Here is a 12638-nt window from a genome sequence, read left to right on the forward strand (position 1 = left end):
GTGGGGTCCACACAAAAGCGGTCCGAAACCTTCATCGGCGTCGACATCTCGCCGGAGGCCCTCCACGGTGTTTTGTTAGAGGCGTGATCGCGTTGTACGCCCCAGGACAGGGCTCCCAGACACCCGGCATGCTCGCGCCTTGGCTCGATCTTCCCGGCGCGCGTGACCGTCTCGAACTGTGGTCCAAGGCTTCCGGCCTGGACTTGGTGCAGCTCGGCATCACCGCTACCGCGGACGAGATCAAGGACACGGCGGTGACTCAGCCGCTCGTGGTCGCCGCGGCGCTGCTCGCCTACGCGGAGATCTCGGACGCCTCGGTTCCGGCGGACACCCTCGTCGCCGGCCACTCGGTCGGCGAGTTCGCCGCCGCGGCCATCGCGGGGGTCATCACCCCCGACGAGGCCGTCACGCTGTCGGCCATCCGTGGTGCGGAGATGGCCAAGGCGTGCGCGCTGGAACCGACCGGCATGTCCGCCGTGCTCGGTGGCGACGAGGCCGCCGTGCTCGACCGGCTCGCCGAACTCGACCTCGTCCCGGCCAACCGCAACGCGGCCGGCCAGATCGTGGCGGCGGGCCGGCTGGACGCGCTGGCCGAGCTGGCGGCGAATCCGCCGGAGAAGGCACGCATCCGCGCGCTGCCCGTCGCCGGCGCCTTCCACACCGCGTTCATGGCTCCGGCCCAGGACGCCGTGGCGGAGGCCATCGCCCAGATCACCCCGGGCGAGCCGACCCGGACCCTGCTGTCGAACTTCGACGGCAAGCCGGTCACCTCCGGGCGCGACGCCGTCGACAAGCTCGCCGCGCAGGTCACCCGACCCGTACGGTGGGACCTGTGCACCGAGACGGTGCGCGCGGCAGGGGTCTCCGCGGTGGCCGAGCTGCCACCGGCCGGAACCCTGGTCGGCATCGCCAAGCGGGAGCTGAAGGGCACCCCGAATCTGGCCCTGAAGACCCCCGAAGACATCCCCGCGTTGGCCGAACTGTCGGCAAACGGTTAGCTTTCCACGCGGTGCGCAACGATGCGGCCGCGAATGAGACGGACGGAAACGCCCGGGCGTCTCGGATCGACAAAGAAAACAGACCGAAAACCATCGGACCCCCCGAGAGTAATAAGAAGGGAGCCACCAAGTGGCCGCTCTGACCCAGGAACAGATCGTCGAAGAGCTCGGCAAGATCATCGAAGAGGTGACCGGCATCGAGCCCTCCGAGGTGACGATCGAGAAGTCCTTCGTCGACGACCTGGACATCGACTCGCTGTCGATGGTCGAGATCGCGGTGCAGACCGAGGACAAGTACGGCGTGAAGATCCCCGACGAGGATCTCGCCAGCCTCAAGACCGTCGGTGACGCGGTCAACTACATCCAGAAGCTCGAGGCCGAGAACGCCGACGCGGCCGAGGAGCTCAAGGCCAAGTTCGGCCAGGGCGAGTAAGGGCCCGATACCGTGACCACTCCTTCCACCTTGAACGGGAACTTTCCCAACGTCGTCGTAACGAGCCTGGCGGCGGCCACGTCGATCGCGGGCGACGTCGATACGACGTGGAAGGGTCTCCTCAACGGCGAGAGCGGCATCGACGTTCTCGACGGGGACTTCATCGAGGAGTACCAGCTCCCGGTGCGCATCGGCGGCCGGATCAAGCTCAATCTCGAGGATGAGATCCCGCGCGTCGAGCGTCGGCGCATGTCCTACGTCGAACAGCTGGCGTTCGCCCTCGGCAAGAAAGTCTGGGAGAACGCCGGTGCGCCGGATGTCGACAAGGAGCGTCTCGGCGTCGCCATCGGCACCGGCCTCGGCGGCGGCGACGCGCTCATCGACTCGGTCGACAAACTGAAGAACGGTGGCTACCGCAAGATCTCGCCGCTGGCAGTTCAGATGGTCATGCCGAACGGGCCGTCCGCCGTGGTGGGTCTGGAATTGCAGGCCCGGGCGGGAGTGGTCACACCGGTCTCGGCGTGTTCGTCGGGTTCGGAAGCCATCGCGAACGCATGGCGGATGATCGTCATGGGCGACGCCGACATCGTCGTCACCGGTGGCGTCGAGGGCTACATCGACGCGGTGCCGATCGCGGCGTTCTCCATGATGCGGGCGATGAGCACGCGCAACGACGATCCGAAGGCGGCCTCGCGGCCGTTCGACAAGGACCGTGACGGTTTCGTCTTCGGCGAGGCCGGCGCGCTGATGGTCATCGAGACCGAGGAGCACGCCAAGGCGCGCGGGGCCACCATCCACGCGCGGCTGCTGGGTGCGGGCATCACCTCGGACGGTTTCCACCTCGTCGCACCGGATCCCACGGGTGACGGCGCGGCGCGGGCCATGCAGCGCGCGATGCGTTCGGCGGGGCTGTCGCCGCAGGACATCACGCACATCAACGCGCACGCGACCGCCACACCGATCGGTGACACGGCGGAAGCGAACGCGATCACCAAGGCCGTCGGCAACCACGCCTCGGTCTACGCGCCCAAGTCCGCCCTGGGCCACTCGATCGGCGCCGTCGGCGCCCTCGAGTCGGTGCTCACCGTGCTCAGCATCCGGGACGGCATCGTGCCGCCCACGCTGAACCTGGAGAACCAGGATCCGGAGATCGACCTCGATATCGTGCACGGCGAGGCCCGCCGGCAGGAGATCGAGTACGCGATCAACAACTCGTTCGGTTTCGGTGGGCACAATGTGGCGCTCGCCTTCGGCCGGTACTGACCCGTATCGGTCAATTCCACAGCGATCCCGGTGGGGTTTCCGGTAGCGGACAACCCGCGAAAACCCCACCGGGGCTTCCACATTCGCAGCCGCGTGAGCGACTCCACATTCCCTCGAGGAGAGAACGCGATGACCATCATGGCCCCCGCCGCGGCGGACGCCACTACCGATCCCCGGGATCCACTGGGTCGGTTGCAGCGCTTCTTCGACCCCGGCACCGTTCTCCCGCTACATCCTCGTGACAAGTCCGGCGTGCTGGCCGCGATCGGTGAGGTCGACGGTGTCCGCACCGTCGCCTACTGCTCCGACGCCACCGTCATGGGCGGCGCCATGGGCGTCGAGGGCTGCAAGCACATCGTCGACGCGATCGACACCGCGATCGAATCCAAGATCCCCGTCGTCGGCATCTGGCACTCCGGCGGCGCCCGGCTGGCCGAGGGCGTCGAGGCGCTGCACGCCGTCGGCACCGTGTTCGAGGCCATGGTCCGCGCGTCGGGCCTGGTCCCCCAGATTTCGGTGGTGGTCGGCTTCGCCGCCGGCGGCGCCGCCTACGGTCCGGCACTGACCGATGTCGTGATCATGGCGCCCCAGGGCCGCATCTTCGTCACCGGCCCCGACGTGGTGCGGTCGGTGACCGGCGAGAACGTCGACATGGAGACGCTCGGCGGCCCGGTCACGCACGGCAAGAAGTCCGGCGTGTGCCACATCGTCGCCGACGACGAGGACGACGCCATGCACCGCGGCCGCCGGTTGGTCTCGATGTTCGCCGAGCAGGGCGAGTTCGATATGACCGCCGCCCAGCACGGCGACGTCGACCTGAAGGCGATGCTGCCGGCGTCGGCCAAGCGCGCCTACGACATCAAGCCGGTCATCCACGAGCTGCTCGACAATGTCGACGGCGAGTCCTCCTTCGAGGAGCTGCAAGGCGGTTACGCGCGCAGCATCGTCACCGGCCTGGGCCGGCTCGGCGGTCGGACCGTCGGTGTGCTCGCGAACAATCCGCTGCGCATGGGCGGCTGCCTCACCTCCGAAAGTGCCGAGAAGGCAGCGCGTTTCGTGCGGCTGTGCAATTCCTTCGGCATTCCGATGGTGGTCGTCACCGACGTGCCCGGTTACCTGCCCGGTGTCGGCATGGAGTGGGAGGGTGTGGTGCGCCGCGGCGCGAAGCTGCTGCACGCCTTCGCCGAGGCGCAGATTCCGCGCGTCACCCTGGTGACCCGCAAGATCTACGGCGGCGCCTACATCGCCATGAACGCCCGCTCGCTGGGCGCGACCGCGGTGTATGCCTGGCCGGAGGCCGAGGTGGCCGTCATGGGCGCCAAGGCCGCGGTCGGCATCCTGCACAAGAAGGCCATCGCCAAGGCTCCGGAGGAGGAGCGCGAGGCGCTGATCGAGCGGTTGACCGCCGAGCACGAGGCCATCGCCGGCGGTGTCGGCCGGGCCTTGGCCATCGGTGTCGTGGACGAGGTCATCGACCCCGCCAAGACCCGCTCCACCATCGCCGCCGCGCTGGCCTCGGCGCCGGCGAAGGCCAGTAACAACAAGAACATCCCGCTGTAAACGGTTGTGCCGCAAGGGGCGGGCGGTCCGGTGCTCCGGGCCGCTCGCCCCTTTGTCGTATGCCCTGTGGACTACTCGCGGGCTGTGGACAACCTCCGTCGCGAGCCGGGTCGCTGTCGCGTTCGGCGCGTAGGCTCCCAGACGTCCGCACACACCGCGGCACTATCGAGGGGGATCACATGGACGCGGAAGAACAGCTCGCCGAGATGCGCACCGACCTGCTCGCCGCGCAGCACGCGCTGGAACAGGCGCACGACGACTACCGCCGCCTCCGCGACGACTACGTGCTCATGCAGTACGAGCAGATCGCCATCCGGCACGAGGTCATCGAGCTGGAACATCTGGTGCGCGAGAAGATGCGGGCTATGGCCGAGGAACTACGCCTACTCCGGGGAGACGAGGGCTCGCCGGACAGCTGAGGGGCAGTGGCCTCCGCTCAGCCCACGTCGCGCCGCAGCCAGGTGACCTCGGCGCCCTCGCCGCCCCAGCGGAAGGGCTCGAGGTCGTCGTCCCAGGGGGTGCCGAGGGCGTTGTCGATCTCGGCGGCGATCTCCGCCGGGGTGTGCCGGCCGCGCTCGCGCGCGACCCGCACTATTTCCCGCAGGCGGTTTTCTCCCACCATCACATCGCCGTTGGCGCCCGTGGCGCCGCGCCACAGACCGAGGCCGGGAGCGAAACTGTAGCGTTCGCCGTCGACGCCTTCGCTGGGATCCTCGGTGACTTCGAAACGCAGTACCGGCCATGCCCGCAAAGCGGTAGCAATCCGAGATCCGGTGCCCACCGGCCCGACCCAGTCGGTGGTGGCGCGCAACTGGCCCCGTGCGGCGGGCTGCGATGTCCAGCGCAATTTCGCGGGGGCCTTCAATGTCGACGAGAGCGTCCACTCGATGTGCGGGCACAGCGCCGCCGGCGACGCATGGATGTACACCACACCAGACGTCGCGTCAGCGAACTGATTCGATGCGCGCACCTGTACCTCCAGCTTCGACGTAGGACGTCTTCCCCAACATCCCGTCGAGCCGGTGCGTTGCCCGAGTTTACTGGAGTGCCCGGTGTTACGGGTGTTACTTTTCGGCCGTGTCGCGTGACGTCGTGATTTCGTCGATCACCGCGTCGCTGAACGTCGGCCACACCGCGCGGGCCCAGTCGCCGAAATTCTCGTCGCTGAGGGCCACGCAGGCCACCCCTAGCGCCGGGTCCACCCACAGGAACGTGCCGGACTGCCCGAAGTGCCCGTAGGTGCGTGGCGAGTTGGCGGCACCGGTCCAGTGCGGAGTTTTGTGGTCGCGGATCTCGAATCCCAGACCCCAATCATTGGGGCGTTGCGTGCCGTACCCGGGCAGCACCCCGTTACGGCCGGGAAATTGCGTCTCGGTGGCCTCGGCCAGCGTTTGCCCGGAAACCAGTGTGGGTCGCAGCAACTCACCGGCGAAACGCAACATGTCGTGTAGCGAGGAGCGCGCCGCGTGTCCGGCAGAGCCGGTGAGGACGGAGGATTTCATTTCGAGTGGTTCGAATACTGCCTCGTGCAGATAATCCGCGAAGTCGATTCCGGTCTGGTCGGTCACGAACTGCGCGAGGCACTCGAATCCGGAACTCGAGTAGATGCGCCGATCCCCCGGCTGGGCCATGATCACGTTGGTGTCGAAGGCCAGCCCGGAGGTGTGCGCCAGCAGGTGACGCACCGTCGATCCCGGCGGCCCGGCCGGCTGGTCCAGTTCGATGGCGCCCTCCTCCACGGCCACCAGAACCGCGTATGCCACAAGCGGTTTCGTCACCGAGGCGAGCGCGAAGACCCGCTCCCCGTCGCCCTCCACCCCGATGCTGCCCTGCGGGGCCACCACCCCGGCGGCGGCATGCCGAACCGGCCACTCCCGAATCTGTTCCAGCGCTCGCACCCGCACGAGCCTACGACCCGCCTTCCCCGCCCCCACAACGGGATCGGCGTGTCCCGCTGAGATTTTCACTCCATGAGGTCGCGCGCCATGTCGAACAGCTCGAGGGTGACGGCGTGCAGGAAATCACCGACCTGCTTGGGCGCCTTGCCCGCGAAGGCGCGAGCGTGCGTGCCCTCCAGGACGATGCCGAGCTTGAAGCAGGCCAGCACCGTATACCAGGTGACGTTGCTCAGATCGCGGTCGGAGAATCGCCCGTAGTGCTCGATCATCTCCTCCGGCGTCGGCAGCCCGCCGACCTCGCCCAGCTTGCCGATCAGCGTGCTCCTCGTGCCGCCCGGCTCCGGCCGGGTGGCGATCTGCCAGCCCAGGTCCAGCAGCGGATCACCGATGGTCGACATCTCCCAGTCCACCAGCGCCGCGACCTCGGGCCGGTCGTAGGAGAACATGATGTTCGCCAGATGGCAGTCGCCGTGCAGGATGCCCGGCCGCCAGTCGGCGGGCCGGTTGCGGTCGAGCCAGTCGCCGACCCGCTCGACGCCCGGAATCTCCGGTCCCGGGTAGCCCTCGTTGGTGCTGTAGGACTCGAGTTCGCCCAGCCAGCGCGAGACCTGCCGCTCCAGGAAGCCTTCGGGTTTGCCGTAGTCGGCCAGTCCGAGCGCCCGATAGTCCAGCGCGCCGAGACGCGCGATGGCCTCCACCGCCGACAGCCCCATCTGCCGCCGCACCTCCGGATCGTCGGCGTACAGCGCGGGCAGCTCGTTCTGCGGATTGAATCCGGTGATCGGTTCCATCAGATAGAACACCGCGCCGAGCACCGATTCGTCGGGACACGCGGCGATCACCTCGGGCGCGCGCACCCCGGTGCCGGTCAGCGCCCCGAGCAGCCGGGCCTCCCGCCGGATCACCTCATTGCTCTTGGGGCGCAGGTGTTTCGGGCCGCGGCGCAGTACGTAGTCGCGCCCGCCGCGGGCGAATCTCAGCATGATGTTCTGGGTGCCACCGCCCAGCGCCGTCACGTGCTCGAACTCGCCGCCGGGCAAGCCCTGCTCATCCATCCATTTTCCGACGATGGTGAAGTCGACGACGTCACGGTCCACTTCGGCCGGTTGCACCACAGACATGCCCCACATTCTGCACCAACGACCACAAGCAACTGAAGGCATCCGCCATCAATGCGGTGTGCGGGCGGTTCGCCCACACCGGATACGGTGACATCATGAGCACGACCCGCTCCCATCGGTACGGGAGCCGCAGCATACGGCGGTCTTGTCGGTGACCGTTCCACCCCTGCGCACGCTGCTCGTCGACAACTACGACTCGTTCACCTACAACCTCTATCAGCTCATCGCCGAGGTGAACGGCCTCGAACCGGTCGTGGTCCGCAACGACGCGGCCGAGGTGCCGGCGCTGACCGGCTTCGACAACATCGTGATCTCTCCCGGCCCGGGCCGCCCGGACGTGCCTCGCGATTTCGGCATCTCGCGACGCCTCATCGCCGAGGCCGACCTCCCGCTGCTCGGAGTGTGCCTGGGACACCAGGGCATCGTGCTGGCGGCGGGCGGGACGGTGACCGCGGCCCCGTCCGCCCGGCACGGCCACCCCGACCGGATCACCCACGACGGCCGGGATCTGTTCGCCGGGGTGCCCGCCGGATTCACCGCGGTGCGGTATCACTCGCTGTGCGCGGCCCAGCCCCTGCCCGAGGCCCTCGAGATCACCGCGACCTCTCCCGACGGCGTCGTCATGGGCGTCCGGCACCGCGACCGGCCGCAGTGGGGTGTGCAGTTCCACCCCGAATCGGTCTCCAGCGAGCACGGCGCCGCGCTACTCCGCAACTTCGCCCGGCTCACCCGCGACCACGCCGTCCGCCACAGACCCGGGCGACGCCCCGATCGTGCTTCGGTCGAGGCGTCGCGCGGGAGCGTTCCGCGAGCAGAACCCGCGGAACGCGTGGAGTTGCGGGTGCTGCACGAGGTGGTGGGGCGGGCGGTCGACGGCGAGGCGGTGTTCGGGGCGCTGTACTCGGCCTCGGCGGACGCGTTCTGGCTCGACAGCGCGCATGTGGAGCCGGGGCTGGACCGGTTCTCCTTCCTCGGCGACGCGGCGGGGCCGCTGGCCGAGGTGGTGCGGTACCGGGTGGGCGACGGATGCGTGGAGGTGCGGTCGCGGGCGGGGCGGCGCGTGGTCGCCGGAACGGTGCTCGACTATCTGTCGGACGGCCTACGCCGGCGAACGGCCCGATTACCCGATGTGCCTTTCGATTTCGCGGGCGGATACGTCGGCTACCTGGGTTACGAGGTGAAGGCCGACTGCGGGGGCGCCGCCGCGCACCGCTCCCCCACTCCCGACGCGCAGTGGATCTTCGCCGACCGCCTGATCGTCATCGATCACCTCGCGGGACGCACCCACCTGATCGCCCTCACGGACTCGGATTCCCTTGCGGCCAACCAGCATTGGCTTGCCGAGACCCGCGCCCTGCTCGGCACGCTGCCCGCCTGGTCCGAGCCCGAGCCGTTGCCGCTGCCCGCCGACGAACAGGAGATCGCCGCCGGAGCCGGGCGCGGCCGCGAGCGCTATCTGGCCGATATCGAGGCCATCCGGGCACAGTTGCGGGCCGGGGAGACCTACGAGGTCAATCTCACCGACAACGTGCGCGTCGCCGACGACGCGGACGGCGCGGCGGTGTATCGCCTGCTGCGCCACCGCAACCCGGCCCCCTACGCCGCGTTCCTGCGCTTCGGCGACCTCGAGGTCGCGTGCTCGTCGCCGGAGCGGTTCCTGAAGGTGAACCGCACCCGGATGGTGGAAAGCAAGCCGATCAAGGGCACCGCACCGCGCGGGCACACCCCGGCAGCGGACGAGAACCTGCGCCGCGCATTGGAATTGGATCCGAAGACCCGCGCCGAGAACCTGATGATCGTGGACCTGCTGCGCAACGATCTGGGCCGGGTCTGCGAGATCGGCAGCGTGCACGTGCCCGAACTCATGACCGCCGAGAGCTACGCGACCATGCACCAGCTGGTGTCGACGGTGCGCGGCCGGTTGCGCCCGGAGGTCGACGTGATCGACTGCCTGCGTGCGTGTTTCCCCGGCGGGTCGATGACCGGTGCGCCCAAGCTGCGCACCATGGAGATCATCGACGGGCTGGAAACCGAAGCGCGCGGGGTGTATTCGGGCACCATCGGCTTTCTCGGGCTGAACGGCACGGCCGATCTCAATATCGTCATCCGCACCGCGGTCCGGTACGGCGGGCAGTGGCGGATCGGGGCGGGCGGGGCCATCGTGCTGGACTCCGACGCGCAGGCGGAATACCACGAGATGGTGCTCAAGGCCGCCGCCGCGCTGCGAGCGGTCGCGGCGGCCCGGCGGGGGAATACCCCCGGGGGGGGCGCCTTGGGGCGCCACCCCCCCGCCCCTCCCTAATCCCCCCGGTGGGGGCCCCCGCCCCCCGCGGCGGGGGGCGGGGGCGCGGCCCCACGGCGGTCGAATCCCGCCGTGGCGTCCTCCTGAACGCGCGCTCCACCAGCGGAGGCGTCGAGTTTCCGGCATGTCGGCACCCCCTGGCATAGTTCGGATCACGATGACAGCCACCCACAGCGGCTCCACGCCGGTACCGACCTCGCTGCTCACCGTGCTGCTCTCCTGGCGGTCGGGGCACACGGTGGACGCGCACGCCCTGCTGCTGTCGGACAGCGGGCGAGTCCGGTCCGAGCGTGACGCGGTGTACTTCAACGCGCCCCGGCATCCGTCGCAGGCCGTCACGCTGGATCAGCAGCCGCTGCCGGGGACCGCGCGGCTGTCGGTGTCGCTGCCACGCACACCGGCCGAGGTCACGCGCATCGTGGTCGCGGGTTCGATCGAGGAGGGCGAGCTGGCCGCGGTGCCGGGGCTCACGATCAGCGTCGAGGACGCCGCCGGGCTGGTGGCGCGGGCCGATATCGCGGCCTCGACGGGCGTGCGGGCGATGGTGCTCGGCGAGTTCCATCGAGGCGAGGATCGCTGGTGGTTTCGCGGCGGTGGCCTCGGAAAGGCCGGGCTCACGGAGCTTTTCACCGATTTCGGCGTCCCTCCGGGCCGGTCCGTCTCACTGCACCGCACCACCGTCGATGATCGAGTGTGCGAAATCTTCTCGCCCCCAACGGATTCCGACCGTCCCGACTGGCATCCGGATCCCGGTGGCAGCGCCGCGCTGCGCTGGTGGGACGGCACGGCGTGGACCGAGGAAACCGCACCGCCGCGGCCGTCGGACCCGCGCGCCTGCAACCGATGCGGGCGGCGACGCGGCTGGCGGGTCCTCGGCCCTCCGTCACCGTGCCGGGCCTGCGCCGCCGAGATAACGGAGTACCTGCGCGGCTGGCGCGCCCGAGCCTGGCGCGTCCTGACCGGCGCCGGCCCGCGCTCGCCCGAGTGGGCGGACCTGTGGACCGCGCTGCGTTATCGGCACATCCCGCCCGACACCGGCCGAGCGGCGCTCCGGGATCCGGGCCTGGCCTGGCTCGAGCGGCTCACCGCGTTCGCCGGGGCCGACGGCGAGGTCACCGCCGATACCGTGGACGACTTCGAGACGGTCGCCGAGTCGTTGCGGCTCACCGGCCCGACGGTCGACGAACTGCGCCGCCGCCTGCATCGCGGCCGCGCACTGTCGCGGTTGCGCGCCGGCATGCTGCCGTTCGTGCGCGCGGCCGACCTGCATCTGGACCCGGAGGAGCGGGTCCACGTGGACGTCGCCGCGGTCCGCGTCCGGCGGCTGGCCCGCGGGCCGAAAACCACTGCGGGACGGCTGATCTGCTCCAACAAGAAGCTCCGGTTCGTCGGCCCCGAGGCGGGCGTGGAACTGCCGTGGGCGCGCATCGTGTCCGTCACCGCCGCCGGGGGCACCGTCTCGATCTCGGCGACCTCCGCGCGCGGCGGGGCCGACTTCGAGGTCGACGACGCGGAACTGGTGGCCGCCGCGATGGAGGGTGCGCTACGGGTGGCCAAACGGCTCGCCCTCGCGCCCGGTCGCCGCGACCGCCGCTCCATCCCGCCGGAGATCAAAGCCGAGGTCTGGCGCCGCGACGGTGGTCGTTGCGGCGAGTGCGGCGCCACCCACTACCTCGAATTCGATCACGTCATCCCGCTCAGCCGCGGCGGCGCGACGAGCGCGGCCAACCTGCAGATTCTGTGCCGCGCCTGCAACCGCACCAAGGGCTCACGGATCTGAACGACTATCAAGTTGTCCAGGCGGGTTCCCGGTGGACGGCCCAGGTTGATCGGTTGCGCGCCGCACGTCGTTGTCCGGCACCACCTCCGACACGTGCGCCGTTGCACGCGCCTGCCGTCTCGACACCCGCCTGGTACCGGGATTCCCCGTCTTCGCCCCTGAAACCTCTCGCTGCTGACGAAATCGTTCCCACGCGGACCGCCCCTGATCGCAGCCTCGGCCCCAGCTGACGTTCCCGGCAGCGGCGGGCCGATCCGGTTCAGGAGATCGTCATCGAGCTGACCCGATCTCGGGAAAGATGTGCCCGGTCAGCTGGCGAGCGCGGCACGGTTCGCGGAATGGATTGCGGCGGTGACCGTTTCGGGGGATTCCAGCATGACCAGGTGGCCGCAGGACGGCACGCTGAGGGCCGCGACCGGATTGAGCGTCTCGTTGAGCCGGGCGCCCGCCGCGGGCGAGAGGATGCGGTTCTGCTCGCCCCAGATCGTGGTGATCGGCGGAAAGGCCGGGCCGGGCCGGAATCGGTCGAGTTCGCCGAGACGGTGCAGGTCGCGGGCAATGGCGGCCGCCGGCAGCAGGCGCCGGGGTTCGGACCAGCGCCGGCGCAGCCCGGCGGCGAACTCGGCGCCTTGTTCGCGCCCGACCGAACCGAACTGCTCACGCACCACCAGACCGGCGACCGCCCCGGGCAGCCGAGTCATTCCGGCGAGCGACTCGACGCGCAGATACCGCGCCGCACGGGCCGTCCAGCCGGTCGGGGTGGGCCGCAGCGTGGCCGCGGTGAGCGGGCTGCTCAGCACCAGCGCCCGGACCCGCTGCGGATTGCGGCGGGCGTACAGCAGCGACAGCGCGCTGCCGAAACAGTGGCCGACCAGGGTGATGTCGCGCAGCCCCTGGGCGTCGACGAATTCCGACACCATGCGCAGATAGTTGTCGATGGTGTATCCCGAGTCGGGCAGGTCGGAGTCGCCGTAACCGATCAGGTCCAGGGCATACACCGAATGCGTCTGCCGCATCGCCCGGAACTGTTCCGACCAGATGGTGCGATCGCCACCGATGTTGTGCAGGAACAGAATCGGGTCGCCGGATCCCGCGTGGTCGTACGCGATGGACACGCCGTGGTAGTCGAACACCGGCATCGGGCGCTCTCCTCATTGAGTAGCGATGCTGCATTGCCTCTCCGGCCTCGGGCCGTCGGTATCGACATACCCCCTGCGCGGCTGTGGCACCCATACTAGCCGGTACCCCGCGTAACACGAGAAGCCCCTACAACCCCTGGCCTG

The 12638-nt window shown here is 69.6% G+C and carries 11 protein-coding genes; 7 read left to right on the forward strand and 4 right to left on the reverse strand.

Translation table 11 applies throughout. The features are described from left to right. The first annotated feature begins 83 nt into the window (after nt 1–83). The 5 genes from QH470_RS09325 (at nt 84) to QH470_RS09345 (ending at nt 4673) form a co-directional block, all read left to right on the forward strand. On the forward strand, nt 84–998 hold the full coding sequence (locus QH470_RS09325) for an ACP S-malonyltransferase (RefSeq protein ID WP_280271885.1): 915 nt from the start codon (nt 84–86) through the stop codon (nt 996–998). 130 nt (nt 999–1128) lie between these two features. After that, the gene (acpM, locus tag QH470_RS09330; protein ID WP_187684323.1) at nt 1129–1431 is read left to right on the forward strand and encodes a meromycolate extension acyl carrier protein AcpM; all 303 of its coding nucleotides are present in this window, start codon (nt 1129–1131) and stop codon (nt 1429–1431) included. A gap of 12 nt (nt 1432–1443) precedes the next feature. Continuing rightward, nucleotides 1444–2694: a KasA/KasB family beta-ketoacyl-ACP synthase gene (locus QH470_RS09335; protein ID WP_280271886.1), complete on the forward strand. Its 1251-nt coding sequence runs from the start codon at nt 1444–1446 to the stop codon at nt 2692–2694. Between the two features lie 129 nt (nt 2695–2823). Next, nucleotides 2824–4254 (forward strand): acyl-CoA carboxylase subunit beta, encoded by a 1431-nt coding sequence (locus tag QH470_RS09340; protein ID WP_280271887.1) that lies wholly within the window; start codon nt 2824–2826, stop codon nt 4252–4254. A gap of 179 nt (nt 4255–4433) precedes the next feature. Continuing rightward, on the forward strand, nt 4434–4673 hold the full coding sequence (locus tag QH470_RS09345) for a hypothetical protein (RefSeq protein ID WP_280271888.1): 240 nt from the start codon (nt 4434–4436) through the stop codon (nt 4671–4673). 17 nt (nt 4674–4690) lie between these two features. Here QH470_RS09345 and QH470_RS09350 read toward each other — a convergent pair whose 3' ends face one another. From QH470_RS09350 to QH470_RS09360, 3 genes are all read right to left on the reverse strand, one after another. After that, nucleotides 4691–5224: a DUF3145 domain-containing protein gene (locus QH470_RS09350; protein ID WP_187684327.1), complete on the reverse strand. Its 534-nt coding sequence runs from the start codon at nt 5222–5224 to the stop codon at nt 4691–4693. 94 nt (nt 5225–5318) lie between these two features. Beyond that, on the reverse strand, nt 5319–6152 hold the full coding sequence (locus QH470_RS09355; protein ID WP_280271889.1) for a serine hydrolase domain-containing protein: 834 nt from the start codon (nt 6150–6152) through the stop codon (nt 5319–5321). Between the two features lie 65 nt (nt 6153–6217). Continuing rightward, complete coding sequence (locus tag QH470_RS09360; protein ID WP_400183025.1) at nt 6218–7267, reverse strand: phosphotransferase family protein; 1050 nt, start codon at nt 7265–7267, stop codon at nt 6218–6220. A gap of 157 nt (nt 7268–7424) precedes the next feature. Between QH470_RS09360 and pabB the strand changes: the two genes are divergently transcribed. Continuing rightward, a complete protein-coding gene (gene pabB / locus QH470_RS09365; protein ID WP_425302640.1) occupies nt 7425–9575 on the forward strand; it encodes an aminodeoxychorismate synthase component I in 2151 nt (716 codons plus the stop codon). Nucleotides 9576–9732: 157 nt separating this feature from the next. Then, nucleotides 9733–11355, forward strand: coding sequence for a TerD family protein (locus QH470_RS09370; RefSeq protein ID WP_280271891.1), 1623 nt, complete (start codon nt 9733–9735; stop codon nt 11353–11355). 308 nt (nt 11356–11663) lie between these two features. Here QH470_RS09370 and QH470_RS09375 read toward each other — a convergent pair whose 3' ends face one another. After that, complete coding sequence (locus tag QH470_RS09375) at nt 11664–12494, reverse strand: alpha/beta fold hydrolase (RefSeq protein WP_280271892.1); 831 nt, start codon at nt 12492–12494, stop codon at nt 11664–11666. Nucleotides 12495–12638: the final 144 nt, after the last annotated feature.

This window comes from Nocardia wallacei (assembly GCF_029868745.1).
GTDB classification, from domain to species: domain Bacteria; phylum Actinomycetota; class Actinomycetes; order Mycobacteriales; family Mycobacteriaceae; genus Nocardia; species Nocardia wallacei_B.